We start from the raw sequence: 18,639 nt of genomic DNA, 5'->3' as shown, positions 1-18,639 counted from the left end.
GTTTAACCTTCTTTCAGTGGGAGTAGAGCATCCGCTAAACGAGCAAATTCAGGAATTGAAAGTGCTTCTGCACGGATAGTTGGAGAAATATCTGCCTGCGCGAGCAGTTCTAAAATTTGCGTTTTCTTGTCTTTACCAAAGGCAGATTGCAGATTGTTTATTAAGGTCTTACGGCGATGGACAAAAGCACTGTGCATTGTCTTGAAAAAGAAGGTCTCATCCTTAACGGCAACTAGAGGTTGTGCACGTCGGGTCATTTTTAAAATGGCCGAGTCCACATTAGGAGCAGGTACAAAGACTGTTCGGGGTACTGTGAATGCCACTTTGGCTTCCATGTAATACTGCACTGCTATCGAAAGCGAACCGTAAGCTTTTGTACTTGGTCGAGCTGCAATGCGGTCAGCCACTTCCTTTTGCATCATAACTACATATTCTGTAAAGGGAACCTTCGACTCAATCAAATGCATAAGAATCGGCGTTGTGATGTAGTAAGGCAGATTAGCCACAACTTTTATAGGCAGATCAGGATTTTTAAAGTGCTTTATGTGTTCCTGAATATCTACTTTTAAAATGTCTGCGTTCACCAGTTGAAAATTATCGTAAGAGGCCAGAGTTTCTTGCAAAATCGGAATCAAGCTTTTATCAATTTCAAAAGCCATGACTTCCGCCGCTTCTTCAAGCAAATACTGAGTTAGGGAGCCAATACCTGGTCCAATCTCAATCACATTCACTTGTTTAGAGAGCTCTGCCGTTGCTGTAATTTTTTCCAAAATATTATGGTCAGTCAGGAAATTTTGACCAAATTTTTTCTTAAAATTAAAGTTATGTCGGCGCAAAATATCTTGCGTGCGTATAACATTGGAGATACGGTCTAGGTTTGAAGTTGTCATAACCTTATTATAGCAGAAAAACAGGGAAACTGTTTCTCAATACAGTCCTTCCGAACAGTAATTGCTTTCCTTTTAGCTTCACTCAGTCGGAATATTTTGTCAATGAAGTCTTGTTCGGTTTAAGAAAAAAAGGAGCTGTCTCGTAAAAGGACATAAAATTAAAAACAGGACAATCAAAAAGCACTCAGACTGTCGCATGCAAAAATGCTACCTTGAGTGATTTTTTGTTTTGCATATTTGTTTCTTAGTTGGAAGAGTTGATGATGAGGGCGGGACGGACACCACCATAGTCATCACTCGTTGTTCCTGGGAAAGTGCCGTGCAAGTTACCTCTAAATGCGCCCCAACGTATAGTCCAAGCAGATTCACCATGACCTGCAGTACGCAATGACCACCATGTATTATGTCCACCTACACGCCCTGCATGATGAGGAAAACCTCGCCCTTCACCTGATAACCGGATAACATCCGCAAGAGAAAGAGAGAAGGCTTGTGGTACACCCTCCGCTTGATTGACAGTAGTCACATCTGCCCGAGCCACATCCACCTCTGGATGAGGCTCATCCCAATTAGTAGGTAACCAACGAGTATAAGGCCCCTCTTCCGGCCAAGACATAAGCATCGATCTGAGGTTTGGTACTTCATCGGCTATTGACACAGGAGCAACCATATCTTTAACAGCTTGAGTAAGAGATTGATTATAAAAGTCTTCTAAAACTGTTGCTTGCTCTACGAAGCTCGTATTGCGTATCGCCTCATTCCGGATAATCATATGATTACCAGAACCCATGTTTTCAAGATAACGATACTGCTCCCCTGCCATGGTAAAGATACGGACCGGACGCATGGTCGAAAAGTCAAAGGCTGCAGGGGCACTGTCCTCGTTAGGCAATGGGTTCTGTCCGTCATCGTACATCACCCCATTCTGGATACCTTGGAGAAAGTCTTCCAGCTCCGCATGGTGCTGCTCACCGTCATTGAGGAATTCCTCATGTTGGTCAGGACTCACTAAGCCACTCTCGACATGAATACCATAGTAGTAAAAGCCGTTAAAGACCTTGTCCTCAATGGCAGCCGTCATCTCTGCTGCATCAAGCAGGTAAGAGGTGGCTTGTTCCCGGTCCAGTCGGTTGGCCCAGTAGGCCCAGCCCGTGTTCGGGTCAACCACCCAGAAGTTTCCTATCTTGTCTTCGTTAGGCAAATTGCTCCACTGGTTCATGGTCATTGGGGCACGGTCTTGGGGGAGGTTTTGGGCGGTTTGGTTGGTCACTTCTTCTCCCGGCCAGACTGGACCACTGTTGTCAAAGCTGCCGCCTGCTGACCAGTAGGCATCTGTTCCGTCACCCGGATGTGTCGCACCGTCTGTGACCGCATCTGTTGCACCGTTCCCTTCGATCCAGTCCCGCGCATGACCTGCCGCTGCTGTTCTCTGGTCGAGGTTGTCATGGTTGAAGGTCGGCATATACCATGGGGCATCTTGACCGGAACGTTCCCAACCAAAGATGAGGTTGGCGTACTGATCGAAGGCATTTGAGGCATTGGTGTTTTCACGGTCGGTGATGTCGTTTGCGCTGGGAATCCATGTGGTCCAGTTTTCTACATCGTCACGGCTGGTTCCTGCCACTAATGGGGTGAAGTTGGCTTCATCACGTTGGCGGGTTTCGAGGAACTCGGACAGGCGTATCCGGGCCATAATCGGCCGTTCGCCATAGTTTTCTACGAAGACGTCCTTGTTTTCGGTGTCACGGTTGTAGTAGTCGTGGACACGGCCACCGACATTGATCTCTACTTCATTCAGCCGGTCATTGATGGCCCGCTGGTTGAAGGCTTGGAAGGCGAAGGTGCCGCCTACTGCGAGTAGCAAGAGCGACAGGAGTGCGAGGTTGCGCAGCCGCCGCTGGTTTTTCTTTTCTGGTGTCATAAACTCCTCCTTTGACGTAACCTGTGGTTTAGATTTTTCTTTACATTTGTATTTCTAATGTTACGTTTACTTTCTGAGTCTATAGTATAAAAAAAAAAAAAGGTCAAATGAAATGAGTGTTTGATGAGAAAGCGGGGAAGTCTTTCACTTGACCTTGCTCTCAACTTCCGTAGTCCGTGCCTGAAAAGTGGATAAAAAATAAAAAAACCTCCATGTGATGGATTCTAAAAATCCGTCCCATGGAAGTCATGGTATTTAGATATTTCTCTATTAAATTTTTATTAGGCTAATTCGATAAGGAGGTCCTTAGTTTGTATGGCTTCGCCAGAAAGGACATGGATGGCTTTGACCTTAGCATCAAACGGTGCTTCGATTGTTGTTTCCATCTTCATCGCCTCAGTAACCATAAGTGCTTGGCCTTTTTTAACTTGTTCACCTTCCTTAACCAAGATATCTAAAACAGAGCCAGGCATCGTTGCACCTATCTGATGAAAATCTGTGCTGTCTGCTTTGCGTTTCGCTACAACTTGTGTCTTAATCGAATGATCATTGACACTAATCTCTCTTCTTTGACCGTTAAGGTTAAAGAAGAGGACACGGTTTCCGGAGATATCTGGTTCACCAATCTCATCGAGGCGGATAATCAAGGTTTTTCCTTTTTCTATCTGTACCTCGATTTGTTCGCCCATGCGCATACCATGCAAGAAGGTTTCAGTGTCAAGCAATGTTACTGATCCAAAAGCATCTTGCATTTTTTGGTAATCCAAGAAAACTTGCGGATACATGATATAACTTAAAACCTCATGTTCTTCCGCTGGATAGCCCAGCTTTTCTGATAGCTCTTTCTGCACTTGAGCAAAGTCAACCGCTGGAGCATGGAGCCCTGGGCGGTCTGTCAATGCCTTTTTATTTTTCAAAATAAGAGACTGTAACTTTTCTGGGAATCCTCCCACAGGTTGACCAAGATCTCCCCGGAAGAAAGATACGACTGACTCTGGGAAATTCAGCTCCTCTCCCTTAGCGTAGACATCTTCTTCAGTAAGGTCGTTTTGTACCATAAAGAGCGCCATATCTCCAACAACTTTCGAACTTGGTGTGACCTTGATAATATCGCCAAACATCATATTCACTTTGCTATACATAGCCTTGACTTCATCAAAACGTGCTTCAAGTCCTACAGCGGCAGCCTGCGCCTTAAGATTGGTATATTGTCCTCCTGGCATCTCGTGCCTATAAACTTCCGTCTTAGGACTGGTAATTCCTGCTTCAAAAGGCGCATAATATCGGCGTGTGTCTTCCCAATAATGGTCAATCTGTTCTGCATTAGCAATATTGAGTGCCGCATGACGCCCACCATGTTCCAAGGCATAATAAAGTGATTGCATAGATGGCTGTGAAGTACCACCAGCAAGCGAAGCAGTGGCCACATCCACAATATCAACGCCCGCTTTAATTGCGCCTGAATAGGTAATGATGCCGTTTCCTGCTGTATCATGCGTATGCAGATGAATCGGTAAATCTACTGTTTCTTTCAGCTCTGATATAAGAGCATAAGCAGCTTGAGGTTTCAATACACCAGCCATATCTTTAATAGCCAAGATATGTGCACCTGTAGCTTCCAACTCCCTAGCCAAATCTTTGTAATATTTTATATCATATTTTGGACGTGTTTTATCTAGGATATCCCCTGTATAACAGATGGTTGCTTCTGCTATCTTTCCTGTGTCCCGCACGGTTTGAATGGACTTTTCCATCTGCGGTAGCCAGTTGAGACTGTCAAAGATACGGAAAACGTCAATACCTTCTGCTGCTGCTTTGCGGATAAACTCCTGAATGACATTATCTGGATAATTTTGATAGCCGACAGCGTTTGAACCACGGAATAACATCTGGAAAAGTGTATTGGGCATTTGCTCACGAAGTTTTCGCAGGCGATACCAAGGAGATTCATTCAAGAAACGGTAGGCTACATCAAAAGTCGCACCGCCCCACATCTCAACAGAGAACAAGTCAGAAAGCCCTTGGTCAACAGCTGTCGCGATGCCTTTCATGTCTTGAAGGCGTAAGCGCGTTGCTAAAAGACTTTGGTGAGCGTCACGAAAAGTTGTATCTGTAAGAAGCACTTCATCGGAAGCTTTGACAAAGTCAACCACTGCTTCAGCTCCCTCTTTGTCAAGAATATGTTTAGTCGTTGGACGGTCAGACTGCTCAATTTTAGGCTGTCTTGCTTGGTCAAAATAACGCTTTTCTGTTTTATCAATTCCCGGAAAACCATTGACCGTAATATTCGAGATATACTTCAAGATTTTTGTTCCACGGTTACGTTTGTGTGAGAAGTTAAAAAGCTGAGGTGTGGTGTCAATGAAGGTTGTTGTCGCTTGACCGCTCGTAAATTGTTCATCTTCAATCACATTTTCCAAGAAAGGTATATTTGTTTTCACACCACGAATTCGGAACTCTCTTAATACACGCTGCATTTTATGCACAGCATCTTCAAAATTAGTCGCATGGGTACATACTTTTACTAAGAGACTGTCAAAATAAGGTGTCACTTCGTAACCAGCATAAGCATTCCCTACGTCTAAGCGCACACCAAAACCGCCTGGTGAACGATAGGTATTGATTTTACCGGTATCTGGGAGAAAGTTATTCTCAGGATCTTCAGTTGTAATACGACATTGAAGAGCCGCACCTAAACATGGAATTTCTTCTTGCGCTGGGATTTTAATGTCACGGTGAATATCTTTACCTTGTGCGATAAGGATTTGCGCTATAACAATATCAACGCCTGTAATCATCTCCGTAACCGTATGTTCAACTTGCACACGTGGATTTACTTCGATAAAGTAAAATTCCTCATCTTTTACCAAAAACTCGACTGTACCCGCGTTGACATAGCCGACTGCTTTACAAAGTTGGACAGCCGCTTGACAAATCTCCTCACGAAATTCTGGTCTTAGCCCTACCGCTGGAGCAATTTCAATAACTTTTTGATTTCGGCGTTGTACAGAACAATCTCGCTCGTGGAGGTGAACAATATTGCCATGCGTATCTCCCAAAATCTGTACTTCGATATGCTTCGGATTTTCAATATATTTTTCAACATAAATTTCTGCTGATCCAAAGGCTGTTTGGGCTTCTGACTTGGCACGTGCATAACCGTCACGCATTTCTTCATCGTTGCGAGCAACACGCATTCCACGTCCGCCGCCACCGAGAGCTGCTTTTATCATGACAGGGTAACCGTAGCTTTCAGCAAAGGCAAGGGCCCCATCCAAATCGACAGCGCCATCAGTCCCTGGAATACCTTGAATTTGCGCCAAATCCGCTGCTTTCTTAGCTTTAATTTTATCGCCAAAAATATCCAAGTGTTTTAAATCTGGCCCCACAAAAACTAAGCCAGCTTCACGGACCTTTGTCGCAAATTCTAAGTTTTCAGAAAGCAAACCGTATCCTGGGTGAATTGCATCCGCTCCTGCATCTAGAGCAATACGAATGATGTCATCTGCATCAAGATACGCATCTATCGGTTTTTTACCCTGCCCGACCAGATATGCTTCGTCTGCTTTAAAGCGATGTACAGAATATTCATCCTCTTTTGCATAGATGGCCACAGTGGACAGCCCAAGTTCATTACAGGCACGAAAAACACGGATGGCAATTTCACCACGGTTGGCAACGAGCAATTTTTTCATATAATCCCCTATCTTTAATTCCCTATATGTTATGTTGTGTGTTATTTAATATGGTTGATGATATTTTATAGCCTCTAAAGTACTATTTTACCCCACACGCCACGACATTACAAGTATGTTACGTCTTGCCGTAAGAAAAATGATGTGTTTCTTGCTGAGGCAAGCATTTGAACGCCCCACTTCAGAACGTTATACACATAGAGTGTTATAAAGCATCAGCAACCAAATTAAGAATTTTCACAACATACAAATTTTATAAAAAAAGCTAATTTTATTAGCTTTTTGACTCTAGCATTTCACTTAACATTAAGTATTTCTAACATATGTACTTGAAAGTTCTCTTACTTCTCTCCGCTTCTCATCTGCTGAAATATTTAGAACAAAGGCAATCCCCAGCGACAAGACAAGGAAAGAAGAGCCACCTTGTGACAAGAAGGGAAAAGTTACTCCTGTTTCAGGAATGATTCCAAAAGCTCCACCAATGTTGATAAATACTGAAATTAAAAGGGTCGAGCCAATCCCAATACAAATGAGCGAATTAAAGGCATTTTTTGCGCGGATACCGACTTGTAGGATGCGTGCAATCATGAAGAACAATACACCCAAGACGATAATCCCCCCAATCAGGCCCAACTCTTCAATGACAATCGAAAAGATAAAATCTGTATGAGCTTCTGGCAGATATCCATTTTTTTCAATCGAGTTACCTAGACCGCGCCCAAACCAGCCTCCATTGCTCACAGCATAATAAGAGTTAGCAAGTTGATGTCCATAAGTGGATAAACCCGAAAAGGGATTAACCATTGCTTTAAAGCGAGCATTGACATAGTGCCCTGGTATAACATCTCCCCCGACTGCGTAGAGATAAATGATAAAAGCGACGACAGCTGTTAACAGCATCTTCCCATAGCCACTAAACCAGCGCCAAGAAATGCCACTAGAAGCAACCATTACTGCTGTAATCAAAGCCATAATTGTCGCATTACCTATATCAGGCATTAAGAGCAAGATGCCCAGCATTAAGAATATCCAAAAGCGCCAGCCTCCAAACACCTTTTGCCAGATGGTTTGTCCTTTGAAGACCGCTGAAATATCTTTTTCATAAATTTCTTCCTGCTTTTCTGAAAAAACAGAAGCCAGATACCAGACGACAAAAAACTTTGCATATTCGGCTGGCTGAATGGTCCCAACTCCTGGAATCGGAATCCAACCATGAGCACCATTGGCATATGTTCCCGGTCCAACTCGTGCATAAATCATAGAAGCAATCAGCAGGAAAAGAACCCAGCCAATCATTTTTCTGCTTTTAAGCGCACGAAGCTTCATACGATAAATAACAGCAATAGCAACAAAACTTAGGAGCATAAAAGCGCCCTGACTGATTGCCATCCTATAAGGCGAAAGACCTCGCGCCAGCTGATAGGGAACTGTTGCTGAAAAAACCATTACAAGTCCTATAGCTGACATAATCAGATAAGGAATCAAAATAGAATAATTCAGGAAGTTTGCTTTCTTCAATCCATCTTTCATTTTAGGTTATCATTTCATTTCTATTATTTTTAACATTTTTTATTATAACATTTTTCCAAAATCATTTTTAGAGATGTGCAATTCTTTTAAAAGTATGAGGTCAAAACTTGACTTATAAAGTTTATATCTCACGATGTAGAGTTACCATCCGCTCTTTTGGGCAAAACTTCATTGTCTCTACCTTTTCTGGATGGTTGCTTTTATTTTTACTGCTTATGTAGTTTTTACTTTTACAGATTGTGCAAGCTAATGTTATTTTTACTCTCATTCTACTATACTCCGTTTTCTTAGGTATTTCCGGAAATTAATCAGAGACCAGAAGAAATTAAGCACGACAAAGAGGCTTGTTACGACAAAAGCCATACGGTAGGAAACCCATCCCGCAATAGCTGAACCAAAAATCGGACCTACAACCACCCCAAAGTTAGAGAACATTTGGTTGTAGGCAAAAATCCGCGAGACGCCTTCTTTTGGAGTAATCTTTGCTAAAAGTGAATTCACGGAAGGCATAAGTGCTCCTGTACCAAAGCCAAGCATAAATCGCAGCAAACCAAGTTGTAAAGGTGTCTGTACAAAGGCCATTGGCAAATACATGGCGAAGCTAAAAACTAAGCCAAGCAAGATTAAACGATGCGCCCCATATTTGTCTCCCAATTTTCCTAGAGTACTTGATGATATCATAGCTGAAAGGCCAACAGCTGAAACGATAAGACCAGAAATAAACATCAAATTATTTGTATTTGTTGACAATGTCTTGATATACAAGGTGACAAAGGGTTCTATAGATTGTGTCGTTACTTGAATAATAAAGCTGGTAATCAGCAAGCCAAAAAGGATGTGTTTATCCCCTACACGGCTGATAATTTCTTTTGTAGAAAGCATTTCACTTTTAGCTACAGGTTCAAAGTTTTCATGAACAAAGAAAACCGTCAAAAGAGTCGCCAAGGCTAAAAGTGCACCAACGATAAGAAAGACATTGGCCATTCCAAACCACTGCGCAAGTAGACCTCCTATAGAAGGACCAATCAGAGTGCCTGTAATCATGGCAGTAGATAAAATCCCCAGAGCATAACCTGAGCGTTCTTTCGGTGCTTGGGAGGCAATCATCGCCGTTGAGTTGGGGATAAAGCCAGAGAAGAAGCCCATGAGGCTCCGCATGAGGAGAAGCCACCAATAACCGCCCATCTGATGTGAGAAAGCTATAGCAGACATTGTAAAGGTCATAGCAAAAGAAGCTCTCACCATCATCGGTTTTCGGCCATATTTATCCGCAAGTTTCCCCCACATTGGAGCTACTAGACCGGATACCAAGGCTGTCGAAGCAAAAGCTAATCCAGAGAATAACTCCACATTGGCTCCGGTGACACCTAAACTTTGGATATAGAGTGGTAAAAAAGGCATCACTAAAGAAAAGGATGAACCCACAATAAAACATCCAATCCATGTCACCCATAAATTTTGTTTCCAATTTACATTTTTATTTTTAGCTGACTTACTCGTGTCAATTCCTCTTTTCTATTTCTATCGTTTTTAAGAGTTCGCGAATTTTTTCATTTGTTTCTGAAATTTTTCCCGAACTGTCAATAATGCGTGTCGCATATTTTTTCTTTTCTGACAAAGGCATTTGGGCTCGAATACGTGCTTTCGCTTCTGCTTCTGTCATCTTATCTCTTGTCATGATGCGTTCAATCTGAACTTCCTCAGGCACCGCTACTAACCAGATTTCATCAAAACCATCATAGCCTTGCTCAATAAGCAAAGGAATATCCATAAAAAGTGCTTTCCCTGATTTATCTTTGCTGAGTAGAGCTTTACGTCTGTCATAAATCTCTTGGCGAATGATGTGATTTTGCAAATGTGCGAGTTTTTCCCGCGCTTCGTCATTTGAGAAAACTAAATCTCCTAACTTTCGACGATTCAAAAGTCCTTTTTCATCAAAATACGTGCCGCCAAACTCTTGCATGATTGCTTGATAGAGCAGCCCTCCAGGTGCCTGTAGTTCTCGCACTACTTGATCTGCATCAATAATAAGATAACCCTGAGAACGCAAAAAATCAACCACTGTTGATTTCCCAGAAGCTATTCCACCTGTCAAACCGATTACTTTATTCATAGCTTTATTATAGCAGAATTATCGTTCGGGTACTAGGTTAATCTTTCTACCCACTGATACATTGGTTAATTCGATAGCTTCTCCCTAATATTGGTAATGCCGAGCGTTATTCAGCTCTTACGCGTTTATCCTTCCATATATAAACTCAAAGTCAAGGGCAGAGTCAGTCATAGCTCATGCAGTATTAACCTGCGCTGCTGATTCTATGGAGAGATTTGAACCAGATATACTCATGCCTACTTTTCCGAAGAAAAAATAAAAATCTAAAGTTAAAACCAAGAATTCCCCTAAACTCTTGGTTTTTTGTACTTTATATATCTGTCAATTAAAAAATGCAAGCACAGATAAAACTTTATTAATAATTCTTTACTTAGTCAGTCGATATGTAGTTGTTAGATGTTCACTCCCTTTGAATTGATTTTTATTTTCATCAAGGATTTTCAAATTAACTACAGGGTGTTCAATTCCTACTTTTTTCATTTCATCTAAAAGTTTATCGGTAAAGGGTTGAGCTTTTACTTTGATTTCATCAAATGTAGATTGCTCTATAGGTCCTATCTTCTTAAGCTTTAATCTAAATTCATACTCATTTGAAATATCCGAACCGATAGGTGCACCTATTATTTCCCAGCTCGCTCCTTTTCCAAACGTATTTTCAAACTCTTTAAGATTGGGGTCAGAAGCTTTTGCGACATTGTTAAATTGCTCTATTGGAGTAAGTTTTTTATAATCTAGGTTTTCTTTATTATTTCTAGAACAAGCGCCTAACATAACAAACAAAGAAAGCAGTAAACCCACCAAAAGTAATTTCTTTTTAAAATATTTATTCATCATACAAGCACCAGTAAGGCTAGCATTACTGCTCCAAATGTTGCAATCATTCCTCCTGCGGCAATGGTATGAGAGTAGTTATCAGGAGTTTGAGTATTCATACTTGCAAAAGTTTCAAAAATTCGAATCAAATTTACCTCATCGCTAGCTTCCGCAACAATATTAGAAACGTTTAATAGCATGTTATATGCTGATATATCATTGGGTTGTGTTTCTTCAACAGTGTCTTTCCTCAAAAAGACTTGAACTCGCCACTCTGCCTGCCGTCTTCTGGACACTTGTCAAACTCAGGAATGTGTCCATAGGTTTTGTTCAACCATCGCTGTGTTGGCAGTACCATTGTGTCTGCCATGAGTAACCTCTTTCTCATTTACCATTTTCATCAACAACTTTTAACGCTTCCTTTATATGTTTTATTGTTGTTGCTCGAGGATCTTTATCAGTAATTGGTTTACTTGTTTCTCCTGTCTTAAAATTAATCAAATGTGAAATGCCATCTCCAGGAACCCACAATGCTGCTTCAGCAGGATTAACGTCTGGTTCTAAAATAACAACGGTATCATCAGTCATAAAACTTGAATCCTTAATTGCATTTTCAAAATTGTTATATGTGCGGAATTTTTCAATGCATCCTCGAACAGTATAGTTATCTCTATAGGGAATTGGACGTTTCTTCCTTTCTTTACTTATTGATGTTTTTGATTCACTGCCTGCAATTGTTTGAACTTTATTCTCATGACCGGCCCTAATATATATTCCACCCAATAATAATAATAAAACTCCTGTGACAGTAAGTAATGTAGTAGTTTTTTTCATATCACATGCCTCATTCTATTTATTATATACTTCATAGCTTGTTCCCGATTTTGGAGTCCACGATGCAAACGCCATTTCATGATAACCACTGTCTGAGCTTGTATAGTAGGAAGCGGGGGAGCGCGCTTTAATCAGAGCACCGTAAGTGCCGCCATTGAAGTACATTTGTCCACAATCATTTATATCCGCAATTCTTCCATAGATATTTAAAAATTGTTACTTTTTCTTAACACCTGCTTTTCGTATACATTCTAACACATGTTTTATATTATTACAATACTACAATTATTTTTTGCATAATTATAACAAAAGTTAGGGTGTCGCGTTGTCGCATCCAAATTTAAATCCTTAAAAAAGAGCACTCTGTCTCTCATCTTGTTCTGTGTACATTTTGTGAATTTTATTTTTTCTTTTTTTTGGAAAGCTTGTTTTTCACAGTCTTTTCAACAAGTTAGATATTTTTAGACTCTAATTATAGCAGGAAAATCAAGGAAGCTACTTTTTAGTAAAAGTGATTTCCTTCCTGCTTATTTTAGAAAGAATATAAAAAAAAAACAACTTATCTGAAAGATAAATTGTTTTTACTGTTTTAAATATTAGAAGTGTGCATTACTTCGTTATCATCTTGTGAAAGCACTTCGTGGAATACACGTTCAGTCAATTCTTGTTTTTGTTCTGGTGTAAGGTATTTAGTGTTTACACAGTAACCAGAGATACGGACAATAACGTCTTCACCAGCCATGATTTTGCCGTAAACATCTTTGAGGTCCATAACGTTAAGGTTAACGTGTTGACCACCTTGAGTAAAGTAGCCATCAAGAATTTGAACCAGATTCTCTACTTGTTCGTCACGTGTTTTACCAAGTGCACGCGGTGAAACTTGGGTTGTCAATGAGATACCGTCGTTTGCATGTGCGAAGTCAAGTTTAGACAGTGAGTTCAAGTTTTGGAGCCATCCGCCACGTGATTTGTTTGATGGGTTAGCACCTGGTGAGAAGAATTCTACTTTAGACTTATTCACTGAACCGTCTTCGTTGAGGAATACACCTTTATGAACTGGTGAGTTACCTGTCTGTTTAGAGTAAGCAACGTTTGAAGTGATAGTCAAGAGTGAAACTGTAGCTTCAGCATTTTTGTAAAGTTTGTGTGAAGCTAATTTTTCGTAGTACATCTTCATCAAAAGTTTAGCGATATCGTCTACACGATCATCGTCTTCACCATAACGTGGGAAGTCACCTTCAACTTCGTAATCGTAGATATAGCCGTTTTCATCACGAATTGTTTTAACTTTAGCATATTTGATGGCTGAAAGTGAGTCAACCGTATTGGCGAAACCACAGATACCGAAGCCCATGTTGGCACGAACGCGTGTTGGCAAGAAGGCCATTTGCACTGCTTCATAGTTGTACTTATCCGTCATATAGTGAATGATGTTCATTGCATCCACATAAGTATCTGTCAACCAAGTCAATGATTTGTCAAAGTTTTCCATAACTGTATCGTAGTCAAGGACTTCGTCAGTGACAGGTTCAATGTCGAATACTTTGTAGTCTTTATGAACGTCATCATAACCACCGTTCAAACCAGTAAGCATTGCTTTCAGAACGTTGACACGCGCACCAAAGTATTGGAGGTTGTGACGTTCGTTTTCATTTTCTGGATCAAGTGGTGATACACAGCATGAGATACAAGACATTTCGCCGTAGCCTTCTTTAGCCATTGTTTCAACACCTTCATATTGGATAGAAGAGTGTTTATGAGACATTGACATTGCATAGCGTTTGAAGGCATGTGGTAACTTATCAGACCAAAGAACAGTCAAGTTTGGTTCTGGAGCGTTACCGATAGTATCCAATGTGTTAAGGAAACGGTAGTCCATTTTTGTAACACGGTGACGACCGTCGTTACCCATACCAGCCATAGATGTTGTGATGAATGTTGGGTCACCAGAGTATAGCTCATCATAGGCAGCAGCACGCGCAAACTTCATTGTACGGAGTTTCAATACGAAATCATCAACGAATTCTTGAATTTCTTTTTCAGTGAATGTACCCCGTTCAAGGTCACGTTCAGCAAAGATATCAAGAACGATTGGCACACGACCAAGTGAAGTTGCAGCACCATTGATTACACGACATACAGCCATGTAAGCAATATTGATCCATTGGATAGCTTCTTTCGTGTTCAAAGCTGGACGGCGAACATCAAGCCCATAAAGATCACCAAACTTAGCCACTTGGTCAAGTGCTTGGTATTGCATGTTGATTTCTTCTTTAAGACGAATGTTTTCATCGTTGATTTCAGTGATTGCATCCCACTCGCGTGCTTTTTCTTTCATCAGATAGTCTGCACCATAAAGCGCAAGGCGTGCGTAAACACCAATGATACGTCCACGTGAGTAAGCATCTGGCAAACCAGTTACTGTATGTGCGTGACGCGCTTTACGAATAGCTGATGTATAAGCGCGGAAGATACCATCATTTACAGAAGTCATTGTTGTATCCAAAATATCATGCAATTCAGGATCAACACTGAGTCCATGTTCTGTCAAGATTTTTTCTGCTACACGAAGACCACCTTTTGGCATGAAGTTCAGACGGAAAAGTTCGCTGTTTTGCATACCATAAATTAATTCAAGGTCTTTATTTTCAGGGTCTACATAACCTGCAGGGATTTTGTGAATAGAAGAAACACGGTCTGTATCAAATGGGAAGCCTACTTCTTCATAATGCGCTTTTGTAGTCTCAATGATGTCTTTTACTTTAAGCGTACGTTCTGTTGGGCCTTCAAGGAAACTCTCGTCTCCATCGTAAGGTTTATAGTTGGCTTGAACAAAGCGTGTTACGCTCGCTTTATCACGCCAGTCTGTTCCTTTAAAACCTTCCCAGGCTTGCTCAAAGATTTCTTTAGTTTCTGTTTTCATATCGAAAATCTCCTTTGGTCTTTCTGTTTCAGATTACTCTTTCATTATATCATACAGTTCACTAAATTCAAGCGATATACGCGGATGATTGCACTTTCTTTACTAGTACAGTTTTATTTTTGTGACAATCTGTTATAGTTTTTATATGAAAAAAATTCATTTTATCATATAAAGTTACCAATATACAAAAAGCCAAGCCTGAGGCTTGACTCTTTTACTTGATAGAAACGCTTCACTTCTAAGATTAGTTTGTTTCAATCAAACCGATATTTCCATCTGTACGACGGTAAACTACACTTGTACTGTCTGTATCAGCATCTGTAAAGATATAGAAATCGTGTCCTAACATATCCATTTGCAAAACTGCTTCCTCTGAGTCCATAGGCTTGAGAGAAACATGCTTTGTGCGGACAATTTTTACTTGTTCTTCGTTCACTTCTTCAACTTCTTCAAGTGGAGCAAACTCATCACCAAAGGCTTGACCTGTAGGAACATTGATTTTAGACTTGCGGTTCACACGTGTCTTGTACTTACGAATTTGACGTTCTAATTTTTCCTCAACAAAGTCAATAGCTGCATACATATCAGTTGCTGTATCTTCTGCACGCAGAGTTACATTTTTAGCTGGAACTGTAACTTCTGCTTTGTAACGTTTATCTGAGTATACTTTGAGGTTTACATAGGCTGTCACTTCATGACCATCGTTGAAATATTTTTCAAGCTTTCCAACCTTATCTTCAACATATGAGCGGATTGAATCTGTTAATTCAAAATTTTCACCACGGATATTATATTTGATCATAGAGTTTACCTTAACGGCTCTTTTGGTGAATCTTCACTGTTTTTGCATCTGCGGGACAGTCAAGTCTTAAGAACCGTCCTTTCTTTATTTCTAATTTAATTATAATATATAATCGCTTTCAAGTCAATCGATAACATGTATTCTAATTTTTTTATTAGAAGAACCTATAGACACTGTATTCCCTGGCTGAATATCTCCGGTCAGTAATTGTTCACTCAGGAGATCTTCAACTTCTCGTTGGAGCGCTTTACGCAGTGGGCGTGCACCATACTCAGGGTCAAAACCTTTGTCTGCGATGACTTTTAAGGCAGATGGTGTAAACCTCACTTTAATATCTTGCTCTTTTAAGCGCGAAACAAGCGACTTACTCATGATTTTCACAACTTGTTCAATTTCTTTTTCCGTGAGGGAATGGAAGACAATTGTTTCATCTATGCGATTAAGGAATTCAGGGCGGTAGTGTTTCTTTAATTCTTCCATAATCCTAGCCTTCATAGCTGTATAATCTTTTGCGATTGCTTTTGCACCAAAACCAACTGTTTTATCATCCCGAAGCGCTGTCGCTCCAAGGTTGGAGGTCATGATGATAATTGTATTACGAAAATCAACCTTGCGCCCCTTGGTATCTGTAACAAAACCATCATCCAAAATTTGTAGCATAATGTTGAAAATATCTGGATGGGCTTTTTCAATTTCATCAAGTAAGATAACCGAGTAAGGTTTATTACGCACCTGCTCTGTGAGCTGACCCCCTTCATCATATCCCACATATCCCGGAGGAGCGCCAATCAAACGTGAAGTGGAAAACTTTTCCATAAATTCGCTCATGTCTACACGAATCATGTTTTCTTCACTGCCAAAGACGCTCTCAGCCAAGGCCTTGACAAGCTCTGTCTTACCGACACCTGTAGGACCGAGGAACATAAATGACCCTAGAGGGCGTCTCGTATCAGCAACTCCTGAACGTGCCCGCCGAATTGCGCGAGACACCGCTGTTATGGCTTCTTCTTGTCCAACAACCCGCTTGTGTAACTCTTTTTCAAGATTAATCAAGCGCTCACTTTCTGTTTTCGTCATTTGTTGTAGAGGAATCCCTGTAAGATTTGAAACAACAGCATAAACGTCGCTTTCTTGAACGAGGGGAATATCTTCTTCAGATAACGGAAAATTATCAATCTTACGGACTAATTTCTGAGTGTTTTTTTCAATTTTTTGTGCTTCGAGGATATCAAGAGACACAACCGCAGCTTGTAACTTCCTTTCTTCTTCTTTCAGCTCTGCTTTTAATTCATCCAATTTACTATGGTTTGTCTTACGCGTTATCTTGACTTTTGCCGCCGCTTCATCAAGAAGATCAATGGCCTTGTCTGGCAAACGGCGACTTGGCATGTATCGGTTACTCAGACTTACTGCCCGCTCTAAGGCTCCATCCTCAAACTTGACTGTATGATAAACTTCAAATTTTTCTTTCAGCCCCTGTAAAATGGCAATGGTCTCGTCTTCTGACGGTTCTTCGACATTTATACGCGCAAAGCGGCGCTCCAGAGCTTCGTCCTTTTCGATATATTTCTGGTATTCCTGATAAGTCGTTGCTCCAATAAGCTGAAATTCTCCACGCGCGAGTGCGGGCTTCAAAATATTTGAAGCATCATTTACAGAGTCCATTCCTCCACCAGCTCCGATGATCGTATGGAGTTCATCAATAAACACAATAACATTTTTATCATGGGTTACTTCATCCACAATAGCTGTTAAACGATCCTCAAATTCACCGCGGAACTTCGTACCAGCAACAACCATGGCCATATTTAAAGCCATGATGCGGCTGCCCCGGAGATCAGCAGGCACATCTCCCTGCACCACACGTGTTGCAAAGCCTTCAATAATCGCAGATTTACCTACACCAGGCTCTCCGACTAAGACAGGATTATTTTTAGTACGGCGACTCAAAATATGGATAAGGCGTTCCACTTCACGCGTTCTTCCTATCATTGGATCAAGCCTGCCTTCACGAGCAGCTTTGGTTAAATCTGTGGATACCGTGTCCAATGTGGGCGTTGTCGTGGTTTCTGAAACTTTCCCTGAGAGATTTCTCTTTGAGGCCGGTGTTACAGCTTTCCGACGTTCTGGAACACGTAAATATGCTTTTTGTTCCAGTTTTTTTCGAAGATTTGCAGTATTGATATTCTGCTCCCGTAAAAGTTGTGCCGCAAAGCTCGCTTCGTTAGCCAATACCATGTACAACAGATGTTCCGTTCCCACACGATTTTTATCGTTGTTTTGTGCTAAAACTTTTGCTTGCTCAATAATATTTTCTACTCTTGGGCTAAATTTTATTTCTGATTTTTTTGTTTTGACTTGACTTGAAAAGTCCTCAATGTCGATTAACATCTCTTCTAAATCAAGTTGCTCAGAATTTAATAGGGTAAATGCCAATGAAGAGGGAACTTCAGCCAATGCTGCCAAGAGGTGCGAACTTTCCACCCAGGCATAGTTAAACTTATAGGCATAGTCAATAGACTTCTGAAGTACACGCATGACTTGCGGTGTAAATTCCTTTTCATTAAATTTCATCATCTCGATCCAATCTCTGTAGTATTTTTATCATCATTTTTGCTCTGCAACTGTTAGAAATATCACTATCAACCAGAAGCAACAGGAGAAGATTGCCTTCTCGTTCAGTCAAAATATTTTCATCAAATAAAAGTTGCAAAACATCTTGAGCCATGCTCTCTGTCAAACTTTCTGGCAACTTCTGAATCAAATCAAGCAGAAACTCGTGTTTTGCTGAATAATGATATTTGAATATTTTTATATAACCGCCGCCACCCCGTTTTGACTCTACATCAAAGCCTTTTGACGGTGTGAAGCGTGTTTTAATAACATAGTTAATTTGCGAAGGCACCACATCAAATTGGTTGGCTAAATCTGCACGCTTAATCTCAATCTCACGTGCTTCTTCCAACAGCTTTCGCAAATAAGCTTCGATAATATCTGAAGTATTTTGAGCAGACATAGAACCTCCAATCTTTGACCTTTATTGACTATTATATCGAATTTTTTACTTTTTTACCAAAAATAGTGGTTGGAGCTTCCTTAATAAATAAAAGTATCCTCG

The 18,639-nt window shown here is 40.7% G+C and carries 14 protein-coding genes; all 14 read right to left on the bottom strand.

Annotated features, from left to right (window positions below):
* Window positions 1-2: 2 nt before the first annotated feature.
* On the bottom strand, window positions 3-890 hold the full coding sequence (gene rsmA / locus ACGHCK_RS10280; RefSeq protein ID WP_251423782.1) for a 16S rRNA (adenine(1518)-N(6)/adenine(1519)-N(6))-dimethyltransferase RsmA: 888 nt from the start codon (window positions 888-890) through the stop codon (window positions 3-5).
* A gap of 244 nt (window positions 891-1,134) precedes the next feature.
* Entirely contained in the window at window positions 1,135-2,811 is a 1,677-nt protein-coding gene (locus ACGHCK_RS10275) for a hypothetical protein (protein WP_394304563.1), read from the bottom strand.
* A gap of 281 nt (window positions 2,812-3,092) precedes the next feature.
* Complete coding sequence (locus ACGHCK_RS10270; protein WP_271328256.1) at window positions 3,093-6,506, bottom strand: pyruvate carboxylase; 3,414 nt, start codon at window positions 6,504-6,506, stop codon at window positions 3,093-3,095.
* A gap of 306 nt (window positions 6,507-6,812) precedes the next feature.
* A complete protein-coding gene (locus ACGHCK_RS10265; RefSeq protein ID WP_202230704.1) occupies window positions 6,813-8,036 on the bottom strand; it encodes an FtsW/RodA/SpoVE family cell cycle protein in 1,224 nt (407 codons plus the stop codon).
* 121 nt (window positions 8,037-8,157) lie between these two features.
* Window positions 8,158-8,304, bottom strand: coding sequence for a 50S ribosomal protein L33 (rpmG, locus tag ACGHCK_RS10260; protein WP_202230706.1), 147 nt, complete (start codon window positions 8,302-8,304; stop codon window positions 8,158-8,160).
* On the bottom strand, window positions 8,301-9,485 hold the full coding sequence (locus ACGHCK_RS10255) for a multidrug efflux MFS transporter (protein WP_271328257.1): 1,185 nt from the start codon (window positions 9,483-9,485) through the stop codon (window positions 8,301-8,303). The genes rpmG and ACGHCK_RS10255 overlap by 4 nt, the downstream gene beginning before the upstream one ends.
* Window positions 9,486-9,537: 52 nt before the next feature.
* Window positions 9,538-10,149 carry a dephospho-CoA kinase gene (gene coaE / locus ACGHCK_RS10250; RefSeq protein WP_251423238.1) on the bottom strand — a complete coding sequence of 204 codons (612 nt, stop codon included), beginning with the start codon at window positions 10,147-10,149 and terminating at the stop codon, window positions 9,538-9,540.
* 366 nt (window positions 10,150-10,515) lie between these two features.
* Window positions 10,516-10,983: a hypothetical protein gene (locus ACGHCK_RS10245; protein ID WP_251423241.1), complete on the bottom strand. Its 468-nt coding sequence runs from the start codon at window positions 10,981-10,983 to the stop codon at window positions 10,516-10,518.
* The gene (locus ACGHCK_RS10240; RefSeq protein WP_251423244.1) at window positions 10,980-11,216 is read right to left on the bottom strand and encodes a hypothetical protein; all 237 of its coding nucleotides are present in this window, start codon (window positions 11,214-11,216) and stop codon (window positions 10,980-10,982) included. The genes ACGHCK_RS10245 and ACGHCK_RS10240 overlap by 4 nt, the downstream gene beginning before the upstream one ends.
* Before the next feature lie 130 nt (window positions 11,217-11,346).
* Window positions 11,347-11,796: a hypothetical protein gene (locus tag ACGHCK_RS10235; protein WP_251423248.1), complete on the bottom strand. Its 450-nt coding sequence runs from the start codon at window positions 11,794-11,796 to the stop codon at window positions 11,347-11,349.
* A 589-nt stretch (window positions 11,797-12,385) separates the two neighbouring features.
* A complete protein-coding gene (pflB, locus tag ACGHCK_RS10230) occupies window positions 12,386-14,719 on the bottom strand; it encodes a formate C-acetyltransferase (protein WP_202230716.1) in 2,334 nt (777 codons plus the stop codon).
* 244 nt (window positions 14,720-14,963) lie between these two features.
* Window positions 14,964-15,521: a ribosome hibernation-promoting factor, HPF/YfiA family gene (gene hpf, locus ACGHCK_RS10225; protein ID WP_202230718.1), complete on the bottom strand. Its 558-nt coding sequence runs from the start codon at window positions 15,519-15,521 to the stop codon at window positions 14,964-14,966.
* 123 nt (window positions 15,522-15,644) lie between these two features.
* Window positions 15,645-18,095, bottom strand: a complete 2,451-nt coding sequence (locus tag ACGHCK_RS10220) for an ATP-dependent Clp protease ATP-binding subunit (protein ID WP_271328260.1) — start codon at window positions 18,093-18,095, stop codon at window positions 15,645-15,647.
* On the bottom strand, window positions 18,085-18,537 hold the full coding sequence (locus ACGHCK_RS10215; RefSeq protein ID WP_202230722.1) for a CtsR family transcriptional regulator: 453 nt from the start codon (window positions 18,535-18,537) through the stop codon (window positions 18,085-18,087). The genes ACGHCK_RS10220 and ACGHCK_RS10215 overlap by 11 nt, the downstream gene beginning before the upstream one ends.
* Window positions 18,538-18,639 lie beyond the last annotated feature (102 nt).

This window comes from Lactococcus muris (assembly GCF_042849115.1).
GTDB lineage: Bacteria > Bacillota > Bacilli > Lactobacillales > Streptococcaceae > Lactococcus > Lactococcus muris.
The sequence above is the reverse complement of the archived record's forward strand: the minus strand, read 5'-3'. Positions and strand labels throughout refer to the sequence as shown.

What these genes read in the sequence shown, in the direction of transcription:
- ACGHCK_RS10265 (WP_202230704.1), bottom strand. Translation starts at nt 8,036, where the DNA reads ATGAAAGATGGATTGAAGAAAGCAAACTTCCTGAATTATTCTATTTTG.
- rsmA (WP_251423782.1), bottom strand. Translation starts at nt 890, where the DNA reads ATGACAACTTCAAACCTAGACCGTATCTCCAATGTTATACGCACGCAA.
- ACGHCK_RS10215 (WP_202230722.1), bottom strand. Translation starts at nt 18,537, where the DNA reads ATGTCTGCTCAAAATACTTCAGATATTATCGAAGCTTATTTGCGAAAG.
- ACGHCK_RS10275 (WP_394304563.1), bottom strand. Translation starts at nt 2,811, where the DNA reads ATGACACCAGAAAAGAAAAACCAGCGGCGGCTGCGCAACCTCGCACTC.
- ACGHCK_RS10235 (WP_251423248.1), bottom strand. Translation starts at nt 11,796, where the DNA reads ATGAAAAAAACTACTACATTACTTACTGTCACAGGAGTTTTATTATTA.
- rpmG (WP_202230706.1), bottom strand. Translation starts at nt 8,304, where the DNA reads ATGAGAGTAAAAATAACATTAGCTTGCACAATCTGTAAAAGTAAAAAC.
- pflB (WP_202230716.1), bottom strand. Translation starts at nt 14,719, where the DNA reads ATGAAAACAGAAACTAAAGAAATCTTTGAGCAAGCCTGGGAAGGTTTT.
- ACGHCK_RS10220 (WP_271328260.1), bottom strand. Translation starts at nt 18,095, where the DNA reads ATGAAATTTAATGAAAAGGAATTTACACCGCAAGTCATGCGTGTACTT.
- ACGHCK_RS10245 (WP_251423241.1), bottom strand. Translation starts at nt 10,983, where the DNA reads ATGATGAATAAATATTTTAAAAAGAAATTACTTTTGGTGGGTTTACTG.
- ACGHCK_RS10270 (WP_271328256.1), bottom strand. Translation starts at nt 6,506, where the DNA reads ATGAAAAAATTGCTCGTTGCCAACCGTGGTGAAATTGCCATCCGTGTT.
- hpf (WP_202230718.1), bottom strand. Translation starts at nt 15,521, where the DNA reads ATGATCAAATATAATATCCGTGGTGAAAATTTTGAATTAACAGATTCA.
- coaE (WP_251423238.1), bottom strand. Translation starts at nt 10,149, where the DNA reads ATGAATAAAGTAATCGGTTTGACAGGTGGAATAGCTTCTGGGAAATCA.